This is a genomic window from Rhizobium sp. WSM1328, assembly GCF_057653715.1.
The window spans coordinates 247,824-263,610 of record NZ_JBYGKO010000004.1 but is presented as its reverse complement, the minus strand read 5'-3'; the positions used below and the strand labels follow the sequence as shown (position 1 = coordinate 263,610).

19 protein-coding genes are annotated in these 15,787 nt (G+C 59.8%); 10 read left to right on the top strand and 9 right to left on the bottom strand.

Annotated features, from left to right (window positions below):
- Positions 1-3: 3 nt before the first annotated feature.
- The 4 genes from AC2444_RS32495 (at position 4) to AC2444_RS32480 (ending at position 3,447) form a co-directional block, all read left to right on the top strand.
- Entirely contained in the window at positions 4-264 is a 261-nt protein-coding gene (locus AC2444_RS32495; RefSeq protein WP_012763393.1) for a hypothetical protein, read from the top strand.
- Between the two features lie 10 nt (positions 265-274).
- Positions 275-514: a hypothetical protein gene (locus tag AC2444_RS32490; protein WP_128450079.1), complete on the top strand. Its 240-nt coding sequence runs from the start codon at positions 275-277 to the stop codon at positions 512-514.
- The gene (locus AC2444_RS32485) at positions 399-782 is read left to right on the top strand and encodes a hypothetical protein (RefSeq protein ID WP_128450078.1); all 384 of its coding nucleotides are present in this window, start codon (positions 399-401) and stop codon (positions 780-782) included. Before AC2444_RS32490 ends, AC2444_RS32485 begins: the two co-directional genes overlap by 116 nt.
- A gap of 103 nt (positions 783-885) precedes the next feature.
- A complete protein-coding gene (locus AC2444_RS32480; RefSeq protein ID WP_128450077.1) occupies positions 886-3,447 on the top strand; it encodes a GcvT family protein in 2,562 nt (853 codons plus the stop codon).
- A 413-nt stretch (positions 3,448-3,860) separates the two neighbouring features.
- Here AC2444_RS32480 and AC2444_RS32475 read toward each other — a convergent pair whose 3' ends face one another.
- Positions 3,861-4,187 carry a sunset domain-containing protein gene (locus tag AC2444_RS32475; RefSeq protein ID WP_128450076.1) on the bottom strand — a complete coding sequence of 109 codons (327 nt, stop codon included), beginning with the start codon at positions 4,185-4,187 and terminating at the stop codon, positions 3,861-3,863.
- A 361-nt stretch (positions 4,188-4,548) separates the two neighbouring features.
- Between AC2444_RS32475 and AC2444_RS32470 the strand changes: the two genes are divergently transcribed.
- The 3 genes from AC2444_RS32470 (at position 4,549) to AC2444_RS32460 (ending at position 7,301) form a co-directional block, all read left to right on the top strand.
- Positions 4,549-6,069 carry a mechanosensitive ion channel family protein gene (locus tag AC2444_RS32470; protein ID WP_128450075.1) on the top strand — a complete coding sequence of 507 codons (1,521 nt, stop codon included), beginning with the start codon at positions 4,549-4,551 and terminating at the stop codon, positions 6,067-6,069.
- Between the two features lie 351 nt (positions 6,070-6,420).
- Entirely contained in the window at positions 6,421-6,798 is a 378-nt protein-coding gene (locus AC2444_RS32465) for a helix-turn-helix domain-containing protein (RefSeq protein ID WP_012763398.1), read from the top strand.
- Positions 6,799-7,088: 290 nt separating this feature from the next.
- Positions 7,089-7,301, top strand: a complete 213-nt coding sequence (locus AC2444_RS32460) for a hypothetical protein (RefSeq protein ID WP_128450074.1) — start codon at positions 7,089-7,091, stop codon at positions 7,299-7,301.
- A 102-nt stretch (positions 7,302-7,403) separates the two neighbouring features.
- Here AC2444_RS32460 and AC2444_RS32455 read toward each other — a convergent pair whose 3' ends face one another.
- Genes AC2444_RS32455 through AC2444_RS32445 form a run of 3 tightly spaced genes read right to left on the bottom strand, consistent with a single transcriptional unit; the run spans position 7,404 to position 9,163 of the window.
- Positions 7,404-7,628 carry a hypothetical protein gene (locus AC2444_RS32455; RefSeq protein ID WP_128450073.1) on the bottom strand — a complete coding sequence of 75 codons (225 nt, stop codon included), beginning with the start codon at positions 7,626-7,628 and terminating at the stop codon, positions 7,404-7,406.
- Positions 7,625-8,377 carry a COG4280 domain-containing protein gene (locus AC2444_RS32450; RefSeq protein ID WP_128450072.1) on the bottom strand — a complete coding sequence of 251 codons (753 nt, stop codon included), beginning with the start codon at positions 8,375-8,377 and terminating at the stop codon, positions 7,625-7,627. The genes AC2444_RS32455 and AC2444_RS32450 overlap by 4 nt, the downstream gene beginning before the upstream one ends.
- A 57-nt stretch (positions 8,378-8,434) precedes the next feature.
- Positions 8,435-9,163: a phosphatase PAP2 family protein gene (locus AC2444_RS32445; RefSeq protein WP_128450097.1), complete on the bottom strand. Its 729-nt coding sequence runs from the start codon at positions 9,161-9,163 to the stop codon at positions 8,435-8,437.
- Positions 9,164-9,736: 573 nt separating this feature from the next.
- Between AC2444_RS32445 and AC2444_RS32440 the strand changes: the two genes are divergently transcribed.
- A complete protein-coding gene (locus tag AC2444_RS32440) occupies positions 9,737-10,462 on the top strand; it encodes a Crp/Fnr family transcriptional regulator (protein WP_128450070.1) in 726 nt (241 codons plus the stop codon).
- 1 nt (position 10,463) lies between these two features.
- On the opposite strand, the gene AC2444_RS32435 is transcribed toward AC2444_RS32440, so the two are convergent.
- Entirely contained in the window at positions 10,464-10,703 is a 240-nt protein-coding gene (locus tag AC2444_RS32435) for a DUF6894 family protein (protein WP_128450069.1), read from the bottom strand.
- 220 nt (positions 10,704-10,923) lie between these two features.
- On the opposite strand from AC2444_RS32435, the gene AC2444_RS32430 reads away from it, so the two are divergent.
- Both AC2444_RS32430 and AC2444_RS32425 read left to right on the top strand, forming a co-directional pair.
- Entirely contained in the window at positions 10,924-11,172 is a 249-nt protein-coding gene (locus tag AC2444_RS32430; protein ID WP_128450068.1) for a hypothetical protein, read from the top strand.
- Positions 11,173-11,236: 64 nt separating this feature from the next.
- Positions 11,237-11,491 (top strand): hypothetical protein, encoded by a 255-nt coding sequence (locus tag AC2444_RS32425; RefSeq protein ID WP_128450067.1) that lies wholly within the window; start codon positions 11,237-11,239, stop codon positions 11,489-11,491.
- Between the two features lie 175 nt (positions 11,492-11,666).
- On the opposite strand, the gene AC2444_RS32420 is transcribed toward AC2444_RS32425, so the two are convergent.
- From AC2444_RS32420 to AC2444_RS32405, 4 genes are all read right to left on the bottom strand, one after another.
- Positions 11,667-12,572 (bottom strand): formylglycine-generating enzyme family protein, encoded by a 906-nt coding sequence (locus AC2444_RS32420; RefSeq protein WP_128450066.1) that lies wholly within the window; start codon positions 12,570-12,572, stop codon positions 11,667-11,669.
- A gap of 166 nt (positions 12,573-12,738) precedes the next feature.
- Positions 12,739-13,263: a hypothetical protein gene (locus AC2444_RS32415; protein ID WP_128450065.1), complete on the bottom strand. Its 525-nt coding sequence runs from the start codon at positions 13,261-13,263 to the stop codon at positions 12,739-12,741.
- 54 nt (positions 13,264-13,317) lie between these two features.
- Positions 13,318-14,955, bottom strand: a complete 1,638-nt coding sequence (locus AC2444_RS32410; RefSeq protein WP_128450064.1) for an arylsulfatase — start codon at positions 14,953-14,955, stop codon at positions 13,318-13,320.
- Positions 14,956-15,318: 363 nt separating this feature from the next.
- Complete coding sequence (locus tag AC2444_RS32405) at positions 15,319-15,690, bottom strand: response regulator transcription factor (RefSeq protein ID WP_128450063.1); 372 nt, start codon at positions 15,688-15,690, stop codon at positions 15,319-15,321.
- Positions 15,691-15,787 lie beyond the last annotated feature (97 nt).

Below are 15,787 nucleotides of genomic sequence, written 5' to 3'. Positions count from 1 at the left end.
ATGATGGCGAAAAAAGAAAAGCTCGAACACTCCGAACTGGCGGGAGAATTCACCGACGACGGGATCACCGTGCTCGTCGATATCTTCCGCACGTCCGGCAGCAACGAAGACTGGTCGATGGAGGTGGTCACGCAAGCGGAGGATCTGATCCGCTGGGACGAGCCATTTCCGACCGACCGGGATGCCTTCGACGAATTCCTAGCCGTCGTCGCCCGCGACGGCATTCGATCGTTTCTTGAAGATGAAGAGCCGTCCGTGCATTGAGGGATATTCCGTGAAGAGCATCAACGATCTGGTCGCATCGGCGAAAACCGTCTGCGATCGATACCGGGCCGGGCGGATGGAGCGCGAGACCGTGCGCGAATGGGTTCTCGGACTTGGCGCCTATCCGTCGCCGCATGGAGATCGGGTGCGGGAAGCCGCCGAATGGTTCCGGCTGCACAATCGCGAGCCTGTTTCCGAAGAAATCGTGCTGGTCGACATCGACCGGCTTGCAGCGATTTCAGCGCCGTGACCCCGGGGCGTGCGAGGGGATAGGCTGTCTGCAATGGCCAGCCATATCCGACGCTCACCAGTCTTTTTCAGGTCGTTCGATGCGAGACGGATCGCCGGGGCGCCGGCTCCTGTTTGTCGGTTGCCTCGCCGCCTCGACGCGCACTGGCGCAATTACGCCGTTACTAGGCGGCGTAGGACCACTGACGATCATTAGCCTTATGCATAATACCCTCATCGCAGCTTCCATGCTGAGCGGTCTGGGGGTTCCGCTGCTTCGGCAAATGTGACACCTCTTGCGAGGCTGGCATGGCTCCTGCATCTCACGCGCGAAGCGTACGTCAAGCGCGGCTAGGGTATTTTGATTCGTGCGATAAATAGAAGGAACAGCACGTGGCAGCATTTCCGGAAAAGGCGAAGGTCGTCATCATCGGTCTCGGCGGCATCGTCGGCGCCTCCATCGCCCATCATCTCGTCGAGCGGGGATGGGACGATATCGTCGGCATCGATAAGTCGGGCATACCGACCGATATCGGCTCGACAGCCCATGCCTCGGACTTCTGTTACACCACGAGCCACGACTATCTGTCGGTCTGGACGACGCAATATTCGATCGATTTCTACGAGAAGATGGGCCATTACGCCCGCATCGGCGGCCTCGAAGTGGCCCGCACCGGCGACGATAGCTGGATGGAGGAAATCAAGCGCAAGCTATCCTCGGCACGCGCTTTCGGCACCCGCGCTCATTATGTCAGCCCTTCCGAGATCAAGGAGAAGTTCCCGCTGATCGAGGAAGATCAGGTGATGGGCGGCCTTTACGATCCGGATGCCGGCCTCGTCATTCCCCGCTCGCAAACCGTTGCCGGCAAGCTGGTCGATGCCGCCGAAAAGGCCGGCAAGCTTAAGGTGTTCGGCAACACGCCGGCGAAGTCGCTGATCGTCGAAGGCGGTCGCATCAAGGGAGTCGTCACCCATCGCGGCACGATCATGGCCGACCACGTCATCGTCTGCGCCGGCCTCTGGGCGCGCCTGATCGCGGAGATGGTCGGCGAAGACCTGCCGGTCATGCCGGTCGACCACCCGCTCACCTTCTTCGGTCCGTATGACGAATTCGAAGGCACCGGTAAGGAAATCGGCTTCCCGCTGCTGCGCGATCAGGGTAACTCCGCCTATATGCGCGATACCGGCGACCCGGCGACGACGGAGGGCGGCCAGATCGAGTGGGGCTATTACGAAGCCACCAATCCGCGCATGTGCCACCCGCGCGACATTCTCGAAAAACACGAGGCGCGCCTGTCGCCTTCGCAGCGCGACCTCGAGATGGAACAGATCATCGAGCCGCTCGAGCGTGCCATGGAACTGACGCCGATCCTCGGCGAGCTCGGCTATAACGAAGGTCACTCCTTCAACGGCCTGCTGCAAGTATCGGCAGGCGGCGGCGCATCCTGCGGCGAGAGCCAGAAGGTGCGCGGTCTCTGGTACTGCGTTGCCATCTGGGTCAAGGACGGCCCGGGCTACGGCAAGCTGATCGCCGACTGGATGACCGATGGCCGTACCGAGATCGATCACAACAGCATCGACTATGCCCGCTTCTACCCGCATCAGTTGACGGAAGAGTTCATCGAGGGCCGCTGCTACGAAGCCGCCCAGAAGATCTATTTTCCGGCTGTTCACACCCGGGAACCCTATGCATCCGGCCGCAACGCCAAGCGCTCGCCCTTCTACGAGCGCGAGAAAGAGCTAGGCGGGTATTTCATGGAACTTGGCGGCTGGGAGCGCGCGCACGGCTACGCCGCCAACGAACACCTTCTGGAGAAATACGCCGACCGCGTCCCGGTTCGCGAGAATGAATGGGACAGTCGCCACTTCTGGCGCGTGTCGAATGCCGAGCATCTGGCGATGAGCGACGATTGCGGCATCGTCAATCTCAGCCACTTCCACATGGTCGATATCGAGGGACCTGACCATGTCGAACTGATGGAATGGCTGTGCGCCGCCAAGATCGGTGGCGATGGCAACATCGGCAAGGGCGTTTACACCCACTTCCTCGACGACGAAGGCATGGTGCGCGCTGACTTCACCGTCTTCCGCATGGCCGATCGCTGCCGTCTCGTCAACGGCGCCGATGCCGGCCCGCGCGACCTGCACTACATGAAGCGGGTCGCCGAAGACCGCGGCCTCGACGTGATCATCACCGACGTCTCGGAAAAATTCGTGACGATCGGCATCTGGGGTCCGAACGCGCGCGACACGCTGAAGAAGACTGTCGCCGATCCGGCCGGGCTCGATCAGGAAAACTTCGCCTTCGCGGCGATCAAGCCGATCGAAATCGCGGGTAAGCCCGTCACCGCCTTCCGTATCTCCTATGTCGGCGAGCAGGGCTGGGAACTGCACATGAAGTACGAAGACGGCCTCGCCGTCTGGGACGCGCTGCGCGCGACCGGCGTCATGGCCTTCGGCGTCGAAACCTATGCGAACTCGCGCCGCATGGAAAAGAGCCTGCGCCTGCAGAACGGCGACCTCCTGACCCAGTACAACCTGATCGAAGCCGATCTCGCCCGTCCGAAGGTCAAGGAAGCCGATTTCCGCGGCAAGGCCAAGCATCTGGAATACAAGGCGCGCGAGCACCAGCCGGCAATGCTCTGCACGCTTGTGATGACCGAGAATACCGACAAGTCGGGCGTGAAGCGTTATCCCATCGGCAACATGCCGGTTGTCGATCCCGCCACGGGCGAGGTCCTGGTCGACGAGCTTGGCCGTCGGTCCTACACGACCTCGGTCGCCTACGGCCCGACGGTCGGAAAGAACATTGCGCTAGCCTATCTGCCCTGGTCGCATTGCCAGGTCGGACGCAGGCTGAATGTCGAGTATTTCGCCGAGACTTATCCGGTCGAGGTCGTCGGTGTCGGCTACAAGCCGATCTATGACCCAGAAAATCTGAAGCCGCGCACCTAGCAGTCAAGCGCTTGTGGCGCCCCAGGCAACGGGGCGCCATCATCCGGTTGGCTCGTGCCTTCGGCGTCTAGAGAAGCTTAACCGCCAGGTCCGCGGGCAAGCCTCCAGTTCCTGCCGTGTTAAGTGCCTCGTCGAAATCGACTGGCGAGGCAGTTCGCTTGCCTTGCCCTCGGCCCACATCCCACGCAGCTCGATGTCTCCACCGCGCTTCTACCATTGACGGACCAGTCGCGCATCGCTTCGCGGATGGGCACCGCCTGCGACCGCGTCGCGCAGCAGCTCGGCATGTTGGGGCGTCATCGAGACGCTGATCTTTTCAACATTTGCGATAATCACCTCCATACGCTTGTGGAAAGAATAATAGCCCTGCCTGACACTCTGCTAAGAAAATATAGACGCAATTTCGACGACGCTTATCTTCTTGCGCGACGCCAGCCCGCAGCGCGGGCTTCAGCCTCCGAGCAAAACCACCTCTCGCCATACCGAGGGGAAATGTTGGTCTTCTCGTAGTATTCTTGGCCTGGCAGATGGTAGATGCGCTCGTGGCTGCCGATGCTCACATTGCCTTTGATCGTGCATCCGACGCCATGATTGGCGAATGAAGCACCCGCTGCTTCGACGCCAAGATATCCGGCGACCCCTGCTCCGATGATCGCGAGATAGAACGCCTCCATCGTGAACCGTGGGCGGGCCCGTGTCCTGGTTGTATATCTGGGCGAAAATGAGCGGTGGGTCGGCATCCGCCATCAGATACGAATCCCGCGACCAATCGCAAGCCCTGGTTGAATAGCTGGTTAATCCCTCTGCGCGCAGATCGTTAAAAATGCACCGGTATGGATTGCTTCAAGCAGCCAGTCGAGAGGCAGGCGGTGCCGCTCCCGGCTTCAGCTCGTTAATGGATACACCCATCATCACAGATGTTACATCTTACGAAATCGGTCCCGACGTCACAGGGATGTCACGCACCCGCCGCGTACCCGGCGTTTCGTCAATAAGCGAATCTGATAGATCATGACGCGTGTAGAATTCGATAGTGAGGCATGATGTCGTCCGAAATTCGCTCACCCTTTTCGGCATCATGCTCTGGCAAGTGGACAATCGATGCTTGAAACTCTCACATGGTCCGGAGTGCTTGCCGATCCTGTCGTCCAGGCCGGGACGCTGGCCGTGGTCGGCGCGATCGTCACGCGCATAGCGCTTCGGCCCTTCCCGAGCTGGAGGCTCGCCGGCCAGGTATTCTTCTTCGCGGCGCTAACCGTCCTGCTGCTCTATCATGACATCGTGCCCTACCAGGTCGGGCCGACAACGGCATCGACCTTCGAACGCGTCTTCATCGCCCTTGCCAAGGTTGTCTGGTGGATCAACGCGGCCTGGGCATTGATCGCCTTCGTCCGCGTCTTCCTGATCTTCGAGCGCCAACCGCGCGAAGGCCGCCTCGTTCAGGATCTGGTCATCGGCCTGATCTATCTCGGCGCGATCCTCTCGGTGGTCGCCTATGTCTTCAGCTTTCCCGTCGGCACGCTGATCGCCACGTCTGGCGTCCTTGCCGTCATTCTCGGTCTGGCGATGCAGAGCACCCTGAGCGACGTCTTTTCCGGCATAGCGCTCAACCTCGGCCGGCCCTACGCGATCGGCGACTGGATCGTGCTGAATGACGGCGTCGAAGGCCGTGTCGTCGAAACCAACTGGCGCTCCACCCATCTGCTGAACGGCTCGAACGACCTCGTCGTCCTGCCCAATAGTTTTCTGGCCAAGGTCGGGCTGACCAATCTCAGTAGTCCTGACCGCAGTCACGGCGCGACGCTGACGGTCCGCGTCGTGCCGACAATCGGGCCGTCGGCGATCATCGACGTCATGCGCGCCGTGCTCTTGAGCAGCGACTTGATCCTGACCGAGCCGAAACCCGGCGTGCAGATCAAATCACTGACGTCGGACGCAATCGAGGTGGAGCTCTACTTCCGCGTCCGGGACATCGGCCAGGCGGGGCCGGCGAAAAACGAAATATTCGACCTGATCTACCGCCATGTCAAAGCCGCGGGTCTCACCTTGGCGCGACCGCTCGACGCCGCCGGCCCACCGCCCGAGCAATTGCAGCCGGAGGAGCTGGCAAAGCCGCACCGGCCGACGCCGCTCAAGCTTCTCGACGCCATCCCGCTGTTTTCCTCACTGACCGAGGACGAGAAGGAAACGCTCGCAGCCTCGATGACGCGGCGGACCTACAAGAAGGATGCCATCCTCATCGAGCAGGGCGATACGGTCGCATCGCTGATGATCGTGCGCAGCGGCGCCCTCGTCGCCACACGGAGGGAGGGCCACAAGGAAATCGAACTCGGCCGGCTGGCGCCGGGCGATTATTTCGGCGAAAGCGGGCTGCTGATTGGCGTCGGCGAGGCCGCCAGCCTGCGGGCGTTGACCTTCGTCGTCGTCTACGAGATTGCCCAGGCAAGCCTGACGCCGCTGCTGCACGACCGGCCCGGCATCGCCGAAGAGCTTGCCGCCACTTTGTCGCGCCGCATCGAGACCGGCCAGCATTCCTTCGCGGCCGACGGCGCCACGCTGAACGGTGGCTCGATGACCTCGCTGGTGACGCGCATCCGTCATCTGTTCCAGGTGCCGCAGTAGCGTTCCAGGGCAATGGTCGCCCGAGGCCTTTTACAGCTGGGATCATATCCGCTTCAATGCGAACCCCGAGAATGAGGTTCACTCCGTCCCGGCGAACGAGGAGCTGATGGCTTGCTACGTTTCGCCCAGAGCGGCCCGGCAGGAGGTTGGCAAGGCGCTAGGCGCCTCACTGAGAAAAAGCGGGGACCCCTTCAGTTGGACTCATCTTGAGCGCTCACCCCTTTTAGAAGCCATGGACTATCGGGCTGGTAGTTGACAGGACGTCTATCGCGCAACGCGCTTGTAGAAACAATCAACTCATCATATATGACATTATAAGTAACTTTATCTGCCATATCTGGGACGACTGCCATGGGATCGCCCAAATCGAAACCTGCCCTCCAAAGGCTCGGACACGACGTCCGCGGCGCTCGTTTGCGGCGCAGCATGGCCGTGGTCGATCTGGCGGTGCGGGCGGGCACGTCGCCGAGCACCGTCGCGCGCTTGGAAAAGGGAGATCCTGGTGTCGGGATCGGCACGCTCGCCGATGTTCTCGTTGTGCTTGGCCTCGTCGACCGGTTGGCCGACCTGGTCGACATCCGGAAAGACGATCTGGGTCTGGCGTTGACCGCCGAACGCCAGCCACGTCGCGGACGGTCTTTTGCGACTACGCTGCGCAGGCAGAGGGCCAAGGGTAAGACGGCACAGGAGGATCCGGATGTCGTTGATCCAGACGGCGCTTCATTCTGATGCCTGAGTTCAACGCCCATGTCGTTCTCGGCGAGAGCCTGACACCCTTTGGCCAGTTGCGTATCCGATCCAAGCTCTTGAGGAGGCGCTCCCGCGAGAGAACGACGCGCAAGGCGGACGGCTGAATAGAGGAAAATTGAGGGTCGCCGTGCGACGTTGCTCCGCCGATCGAGGTCCAAAAGGCCTTCTTGACAGCGCCCGCCAAACTCCGTTCTCACAGTTCGGTGCGGGGTTTGGTCCCGTCACCATTCTGTGGCACACTGACGCCGGCGACAATTGATGGGCTCATCATGACCTCAGAACGTTTCTCCGAGTGCCTGCTGCATATCCGGTGGACGCCAATCAACATTGCCTCGGCACTGCAATGCGAGCTGTCGTGGATTGAATCAATGGAGGCCGGCAACGAAGAAATTCCGAATGTTCTGGCAACGTGGCTCGAAACACTGGCTCAAGCCCACGAAGCGCTTCCGCCGCCAACGACCTATCGCGATCGGAGAGCATAGGAGTGACCGGCGAGACTGCCTAATGAACCTTAGCTTGCGCACCTCCTCGGCTGGTGACGCGCATCAGCCACCTGTTCAAGGTGCCGCAATAGCGTTCCGAGGCTATTTCCGCTGAAACCTCTTCCGCGCCGCGCGTGCCACGCTCTCGGCGAGGACCATCAGACAGCCGACGAGAAGCAGTGTAGCGCCGAGCAGCGCGTCGACATGCGCGAATTTCACCAGCACGCCGACGGCGGCGATCAATAGCAGCGCCAACAGCGCCAGGGCGCCGTCGTCGATGAACATGCCGAAGAACTCCTTGAGCGCGATGTTAAGAATATTCATCATGCGGCGACCTCGGCATGGGCGTTGGAGTAGTGGCGCAGCACCCGGACTGCGGCGAAGGAAAAGACGGCGAGCACGGCGAGGATCGCCAGAAGCGAAAGATCGGCGCCCGGCCAGTCGGCGCCGACGCCCTCGCCGACCCAGAATATGCCGAAGGCGCTGAGCAGCAGCCCGACGACGAATTTGAGGCTGTTCTCTGGGACCGCAGAGAGCGGTTTGTGCACGAAGATGCCGATGATCAGCACCAGCAGGCAGGCGGCGGCGGCCCCAAGGCTGGCATAACCGATCATGCCGTGTCCGGCGCCGGTGGCGATGACGATGAACACCACTTCGATCCCCTCGAGCAGAACCGCCTTGAAAGCCGCGGTCCCTGCCAGGAAATTGGCACGGCGCTCGGCGGATTGGCGCCGCAGGCTGTCGGTCTCGGCCGCAAAGGCCTTGTCCTCGTCGTGCAGCGCGATGAAGCCCGAGGCCCGCAAGATCGCCTTGCGCAACCAGCGCAGGCCGAACAGAACGAGCAGCGTCCCGATGACGAACTGCATCAGCTCGATCGGAATGAGGCCGAGCAGCGGACCGAGCGCCAGCACGAGAAGGGCGAGAAGGGCGAGTGCAAGACCGGTGCCGATGAGGGCCGGACGCCAGCTCTGCGTGACGCCGACGGCGAGGATGATGGTGAAGGCTTCAACGACCTCGACGAAGGAGCCGAGAAACGCGGCCGTGACCGTCGAGGTGATCGTTGTCAAAGTTGTCATGGTTCTTGTCCGTTATGCCGGCGGAAATCACGTATCAGCCTGAACTGCTGTCTCCTCTTACCGTTTTCCGGCTTCGCCGACATCATCTGGAGCGCGGCTCGGAACAAAGCGCTTCGAAATCAGCCAGCAGCCGAGCGCCCAGAGTGCACCGGCGCACCATCCAGCCAAGACGTCCGTGGGATAGTGAACGCCGAGGTAGATCCGGCTCAAACCGATGATGACGGCGAGGAAGACGCCGACGCCCATGACGAAGATCCGCGTCGACCGGTAGCGCTGTGTCCGGGCCAGCAGCGCCCCAAGCGTCAGATAGGTCACCGCCGAGACCATCGCGTGTCCGGAGGGAAAGCTGAGATCGCTCACCTCGACCAGGTGCGGCACGATATCGGGGCGCGGCCGGGCGACGAGGATCTTCAAGAGCGTGCTCGCCAGCCAGCCGGTCAGCACCGAGGAAAAGACGAAGATCGCGATCGGCCAACGCCGGTCGAGCAGAAGATAGACGGTCACGAGAACCGTCATCAGCGAGAGAACGGTAATGCCGCCTAGGCTGGTTATGTCGCCGATGGCATGCGTCAGCCAGCCGGGCCCGATCGGCAGGGCAAGTTCGCCAGGCCGTCGCAACGCCAGCAGGATCGCGTCGTCGAAGCGGAACGTCTCGCCCTCAAGAACCTCGCTCGTCAATCGCTGCAGCACGAACAAGCCTCCCGCGATGGATGCCAGCATAATCAGCGTCAGCGGCTCATAGGCCGTTAGCCTCGTCAGAAAACCTCGTCGTTGAACCTCGGTCATGCCGCCGTCGAGCTCCCATTGCATCATGTCGGTCCTCGCGCAAATCGGCAACGCGACCTCGGGATTCAAGGCACCGCTGCATTCGAAACGTCCCTGAAGCACGTTTTTACGCCCGGCGTCGCCGCCGTCCATGATTCATCGACCCTGGCTCGCCCCGCTGCCTAGAAGGCGTCGACGCCTTGGAATGGCGTGAGCGGCACCCTCAACGCGGTGACCGACCCTATCAAGGCGTCATCCCGGTACGCCCATGGACGTGTCCCCGCCTTCGCTACTTATGACGATCCCAGTTTGATGGCTATCGGCGGTCTGAAAGAGGCGAATTGTTTCCATCATTAATCCTTTCGCAATGAGCGCGCATGCCGAGGCGAAATGTGCTATGGTCTGTTGGTCGGCACCAAACATCGTTGCCGGCCTATCGCCACTGCACATCAAGGATTTCAGTGGCTTATGTGCGGTTTTGTCATAAACGCACACTTCCTCGGGACCTCTGGTCAAACCGACGGCCGTCCCGTAGTTTTTCACCACACCCACAGGCGTTTGGCTTGACATCCAAGCTCCCTATGCGGAGCTGCCATGCCCCACTTCGACCAATCGACCGTTGCAAATACCCTGCTGAAAAAGTTGAGCGCTGACCGCTTCGCACGCCTGTCGGAAGGGATGGAGCGCGTCGAGCTGCCATTACGGCATGCTCTTGTCGATAACGACGTGCCGACCACGCATGTTTGTTTCCTGGAAAGGGGCCTGGCATCCATGGTTGTCAGCAGCATCGACGAAGAAGTGGTGGAAATTGGCCACATCGGACCCGAAGGCGCATCCGGCATGCACGTCGTCCTGGCGGTAGAGACCACCCCCACGCGCACGTTCATGCAGGTCGCAGGCTCGGGAATTATGGTGCCGATGGAGACGTTTCAGCGCGCGATCGCCGATGATCCCGAGATGAAGGATTTCTTCCTTCGCTATGTCCACACAACCGTGCTGCAGCTCGCCCATTCGGCGCTCGCCAACGCCCGCTACAATATGCATGAACGGCTCGCTCGGTGGATCCTGATGTGTCACGACCGCCTCGAAGGCAATGACCTGGCCATTACCCATGAATTTCTGGCATTGATGCTCGGCGTCCGCCGTTCGGGCGTCACCAACGAACTACACGTCCTTGAGGGCGTCCACGCGATCCGATCGACCCGCGGAAACGTTAGAATATTGGACAGGGAAAAACTAATCGAAATCGCCGGTGGCTGTTATGGAGTGCCGGAGCGCGAATACGAGAAGTTGCTGGGTCTTCCGCTCCGCGCCAGGTAGATCAGCCCATTGGCTTCACCGCTTCCGAAAAGGGCAACACGAGCAGGATATCGCCTGTTTCGTTTCTGATCTCGACGCTTCTTGACGAAATGTCATATCCAAGCAGCACGGCACTGCTCATCAATGCCCGCGCATCACGCACCGCTTCAACGCGAGCGGCATCCAAATCGGCAAGCTCGGTTCCTTCCCAGTCGTCGAGCGATCCTGCTTCAGACAGAATGTTGAAGTAGAAGCGTGGCATTCGAAATCCTTCAAAGCCCGGAAGGACAAGTCGCCTATCTTGCCGGTCCGCGGCGTTCAGATCAACAGCATTGGGCATGCCTTCGTCATCGGCGCCGATGCCCTTCCGGCCACTGTGCGCAACCGCACTGATGGTTGGCGACGAGGTGCCAATGGATTAAGTTTTCAACGCGAGCTTCAACTCAAGATTAATCTGGAGCGGCGACGCGTAGGAGGATGATATGATCGATCTCAATCTCTCGCTCCAGACGAAAGACGTGAACGTGCTTACGGAGGCGGTTCGAACCTGGTACCGGCATAACCGCGTCACGCCGACGGAACAAGCTACGGAATTGCTCTGCAGCGCGGCTGTCGATCTTTTTAGCCAAGGACATAGGACGCCGGAGGAACTGGTCACGCTGCTGATCACTCGGTTTGACAGCCCTCATTCGCTTGAGATCAACGCAGCGACGTCCACTGCTCATCACTAGCGAATCCGATTTCATCCCTTGGCATGACCGCGGGCTGCTCCTATCGGATCTTGGAGGCATCGACATGCTTCAGTCCCTCATTACCTTGTCCGATCAAGACATTGATATCGTCATCACCGCGGTTCGGCGGTGGTGCACGAAGAACCACTGTGAGATCGATAGCAACGAAGGCCGCCGCGCCCTGACCCTTGCGATCGATCTCGTTCAAAACTCCGCTCGAGACACGCTCCTCCAGAACCTAACCGAGCGCCTTGGGCCGCACCCGCCATCGGGGATCGACGCGGAAGGGTCGGGCGCTCACTCGTGGAGGTCAAGCTGAGGGCGGATTCGAACGGCGAAGTTTAAACCTTTCGAAATCCGGCCGCCGATTTCACTTTGACCTGGGTTCTGTTGTCACTTGAAAGTCGCGCGGCCTGCCTCGACGATACCCCTTCCCGATTCGGCTGAGAGCCTGGATGCGCTACTTGGACATCATCCGGCAGAATGTTCATGAATCATCCGCGGGCAATACATCGGAAGCCCAGATGGCAAGTTGCTGTGTCGACGGGTTGCGCCATGCGCGCGGCCGGCCGGTAGCGGCGGCAATAATTGGGTGCGCAAAGATGTGAACCGCCTTTCATGACCTTGCGTGGAATGCTGATTTGCGGTTGGCGCGGATCATGGCTGTTGGAGAGTTCAGCGCCGACGGGATTCGAGATCGTGCAGCACGGGCTGTCGATCATGCCATGTTCTTGATACCAGTCGGTCGTCCATTCCCAGACATTGCCGGCCATATCGAATAGACCATAGCCGTTGGCCGGAAAACTCCCCACGGGAGATGTCCCCTCGAAACCGTCTTCCCGACTGTTCTGGACGGGAAACTCGCCCTGCCAGGTGTTGGCCAAATGCCGGCCGCCGGGTAACATTTCCCCGCCCCAGACATAGTCCGCCGCCTCAAGCCCGCCGCGTGCGGCAAACTCCCATTCCGCTTCGGTCGGCAGTTCCTTGCCGGCCCAGGCCGCATAGGCTTTCGCGTCCTCGAAGGCGACGTGGACAACGGGGTGCTCCAATAACCCCTTGATCGAGCTTGCCGGTCCTCGCGGATGGCGCCAGTTCGCTCCGCGCACATATTTCCACCAGTTGTAGTGGTTCGTGAGATCAACGGGCGACTTCGGCTTGATGAAAACGACCGATGCTGGTGCCAGCATCTCCATGATCGCACCCGGATAATCCGCCGGGTTGGCCGGCCGCTCCGCCGTGGTGACATAGCCGGTCGCCTCGACAAAGGCGGAAAACGCCCAGTTCGTCACCGGGCATGTGTCCATCCAGAAACCGTCGACGCGAACCCTGTGTGCCGGGGCTTCCTCCGCATAGTGGCGATCCGAGCCCATCAGGAAATCGCCGCCGGGGATCCATGACATACCACCGCTCGCACGCGCTTTCGCAATCCGTGGTTCCACCATGGCGTCGCCTTGCGTTCGACCTTCCCTGATCATTCATTCGCGGAGACCTTCACTCGATCGCCGCCGTGCTGTGTGCCTTCATCAACACGGACGAGAATTCGTCTTCGCCAATCGTTGTTTGCACCTACCGCACCTCGCGATGCTCAAAGAACAGACCCCAAAGCCTTCCTTTGCCGAGCGCCACTCCGAGTTCCCTCGAAGCCAGATAAGGGATCAAGATCAGTAGCATGATCGCGCTCATGGCCAGGAGTTCGGGTAACCTGCCGGCCATACCTGTGATCACAACCGAGATCGTCCGGCCATGGAGGAACCCAACGACGCACTCTTCGGCGAGCGACATGACGAGGATCAGCGAAAGATAGAGTGCCGCCTTATATGCCACGACGCCGACGAGTCTCGAACCGCCGGACCTCTCTCCCAGCCGGATCGTATGACCGAGCAGGATGAACTTTCCGAGAATGAGGGCCTTGAGCGCGGGTATACCGAACACAAGAAATTCCACACCCTGACCACCGAGCACTGCCATTTTGTAGAGGAGGATAGCCGCGAAACAGACATAGAGATAGGGGCAGAGGAAGGCATACTCCTTTATCTCGTGCCTCGCTCGCTGGAGAATGGTCGTTGTTTGCCTGTTCTCATTCGCGATCATTGATCTTTTCCGATCCGAATTTAACGGCGCATCATTGCCTTCTTCAAAGCGTGATCACTGTCCGCCACCCCGTTGGAGTTTATCAAGCACATTGTCCATCGAGAAACTTCCCGGCGCCTGGCGGGGCGGATATTTGACATAGGTTTGAAGATGTTTGGCCACGTATGCCTGGGCCGGAACCAGCGCGAAGGCATGTTCGACGCGCCATCGTGCGTAGTCTCCCGCTGCATGCTGGGCTATTTCGAACGGATCGGCGCGCAGGTCGATTAACTTCGGAAATCTCAGTGTGATCAGAGGATCCTGCCACACGTCCAACCCTTCTGCTCGTTGTTCCATGAACACCAGCTTCCAGCGGTCGTAGCGCAATCCTGCCAGGCTTCCGTCATCAGTCCAGTAAAAATACTCCTTGCGCGCGCCAGGCCCTGTGCCGTCAAGCAGTTTGCGTTGATTGTAGCCGTCAAGATGCACGTTGAATGTCTTGCCGACCGCTTCATAGCCGTTTAGAAGCTTGGCTGCGATGTCCGGCTCGCCGGCTGCCGCAACCAAGGTCGGCAGCCAGTCCTCGTGGGAGACAATCTCGTTAATCTCGGTTCCCGGTTTAACAACGCCCGGCCAGCGCACCATCCCGGGCACGCGGTAGCCCCCCTCCCAATTCGTATTCTTCTCGCCATGGAATGGCGTTGTGCCCCCGTCAGGCCAGGAGAACACCTCTGCACCGTTATCGGTCGTCCAGACAACAATGGTGTTTTCGGCGATTCCAAGATCATCGAGCTGGTCGAGCAGCTGGCCAACCATACCGTCAAATTCGGCCATGCCGTCGGCAACGATGCCCAACCCCGTTTTGCCTTCCGACTCAGCCTTAAGATGCGTGTAGATATGCATCCGGGTCGAGTTGAACCAGCAAAAGAACGGTTTGTCGGCTTTGGCGCTGCGGTCGATGAAGTCCTTGGCAGCGCCTAGGAATTCCTCATCAACGGTTTCCATGCGTTTTCTATTGAGCGGTCCCGTATCCTCAATCGTCTGCTTGCCCACTCTTCCGAAACGCGGATCCTCGGTCGGATCGTCTGTCTCGCTTGCTTTGCATTTCAGCACGCCACGCGGTCCGAATTTCGCGAGAAACTGTGGATCCTTCGGGTAATCGGGGTTCTCCGGTTCTTCTTCGGCATTGAGGTGATAGAGGTTGCCAAAGAATTCATCGAAGCCATGGACCGTTGGCAGAAATTCGTTGCGATCGCCGAGATGGTTCTTGCCGAACTGGCCGGTAACGTACCCTTGTGGCTTGAGCAGTTCGGCGATTGTCGGATCCTTCTCAGACAGACCCTCCTTGGCTCCGGGAAGCCCGACTTTTAGCAGCCCCGTGCGAAAACAGCTTTGGCCTGTGATGAAAGCCGCTCGCCCCGCGGTGCAGGATTGCTGAGCGTAGAGATCGGTGAACATCGCACCTTCATCGGCGATACGGTCAATGTTTGGCGTTCGGTACCCCATCTGCCCGCGGTTGTAAGCGCTGGTGTTCCACCAGCCGATGTCATCGCCGAAGATCACAAGGATGTTCGGTTTCCTTGCTCCTGCCTGGGCAAGCGCCGGGATGCTGGCGATCGGACAGAATGCCGTTAAAGCGATTGCCGAACCGCCGGCCAGCAGGATTTGGCGACGGGTGGCGTTGTAACCTTGCCGGTTGCTCTTGCTGCTCATCGTGGCGCTCCCGTTCACGTTATCGGCTGTTTGGCTGCTTCCAAAAATTTAGCGCAAATACGGTCCCGCGCTATTGCACTTAAGGGAGGGTCGGGGTGCTTTGCCCTGAGCAGGGCACTTTAGGCGCCAAGCTGTCAGCACGCTCAATGGCCGCCTGTAAATTCACGGGCGGCCGCATCATAGATGTCTAAAGATTCAAATTGCTAATTTCAAAGATCGGCAATCAACATCGGCAATTTTCTTGGTTTGAGCATGTTAACTTGTTAATTATAATGGTATTTTTGAGGTCATAAGGTCGGCAACTCTGCCGCCGATGCGACGCCGACCGCCGTGCTGGAGAGCGCATGGTCTCCGGCTCTCAGGTCACAATCCCAATGCTTTGTCGATGGCCGCAATCAGCGCGGCTCCGGAAAACTGCTTCTGCAGATAAGCAACGCATCCCACCTTTTCCGCCTCTGCCTTCACGGAGGCGGTTTCCAGTGCCGTGATGAAAATCACTGGAAGGGTTGTCCCGTCGGCCTTCAGCCTGCGTTGCAGATCGATGCCGGACATGCCACCGAGGTCGATATCAAGGACAAGACAGTCTATCGCCGCTTTGGGATCGCGAGCGAGAAAGGCCTCGGCGGATGCAAACTCCATGGCCAGAAAACCGTAGGCGTTGAGCAGCCGCCCCAGGCTGCGCCGCAGGCTTGCGTCATCGTCGACGACAGCGACCGTGCGGCGAAGGTTCTCCACCTCATGCCCCCTCTTTCGAACCTGTGAGAGACTAACGGTTACCGGTCAAATTAGGCCGCATGGAGGTCGATTGATATTGTCCTAAGGGGAAGGACAT

Coding starts and splice junctions, on each gene's coding strand:
- AC2444_RS32495 (WP_012763393.1), top strand. CDS start 4: ATGGCGAAAAAAGAAAAGCTCGAACACTCCGAACTGGCGGGAGAATTC.
- AC2444_RS32485 (WP_128450078.1), top strand. CDS start 399: ATGGAGATCGGGTGCGGGAAGCCGCCGAATGGTTCCGGCTGCACAATC.
- AC2444_RS32475 (WP_128450076.1), bottom strand. CDS start 4,187: ATGCCGACCCACCGCTCATTTTCGCCCAGATATACAACCAGGACACGG.
- AC2444_RS32470 (WP_128450075.1), top strand. CDS start 4,549: ATGCTTGAAACTCTCACATGGTCCGGAGTGCTTGCCGATCCTGTCGTC.
- AC2444_RS32465 (WP_012763398.1), top strand. CDS start 6,421: ATGGGATCGCCCAAATCGAAACCTGCCCTCCAAAGGCTCGGACACGAC.
- AC2444_RS32460 (WP_128450074.1), top strand. CDS start 7,089: ATGACCTCAGAACGTTTCTCCGAGTGCCTGCTGCATATCCGGTGGACG.
- AC2444_RS32455 (WP_128450073.1), bottom strand. CDS start 7,628: ATGATGAATATTCTTAACATCGCGCTCAAGGAGTTCTTCGGCATGTTC.
- AC2444_RS32450 (WP_128450072.1), bottom strand. CDS start 8,377: ATGACAACTTTGACAACGATCACCTCGACGGTCACGGCCGCGTTTCTC.
- AC2444_RS32445 (WP_128450097.1), bottom strand. CDS start 9,163: ATGACCGAGGTTCAACGACGAGGTTTTCTGACGAGGCTAACGGCCTAT.
- AC2444_RS32440 (WP_128450070.1), top strand. CDS start 9,737: ATGCCCCACTTCGACCAATCGACCGTTGCAAATACCCTGCTGAAAAAG.
- AC2444_RS32435 (WP_128450069.1), bottom strand. CDS start 10,703: ATGCCACGCTTCTACTTCAACATTCTGTCTGAAGCAGGATCGCTCGAC.
- AC2444_RS32430 (WP_128450068.1), top strand. CDS start 10,924: ATGATCGATCTCAATCTCTCGCTCCAGACGAAAGACGTGAACGTGCTT.
- AC2444_RS32425 (WP_128450067.1), top strand. CDS start 11,237: ATGCTTCAGTCCCTCATTACCTTGTCCGATCAAGACATTGATATCGTC.
- AC2444_RS32420 (WP_128450066.1), bottom strand. CDS start 12,572: ATGTCATGGATCCCCGGCGGCGATTTCCTGATGGGCTCGGATCGCCAC.
- AC2444_RS32415 (WP_128450065.1), bottom strand. CDS start 13,263: ATGATCGCGAATGAGAACAGGCAAACAACGACCATTCTCCAGCGAGCG.
- AC2444_RS32410 (WP_128450064.1), bottom strand. CDS start 14,955: ATGAGCAGCAAGAGCAACCGGCAAGGTTACAACGCCACCCGTCGCCAA.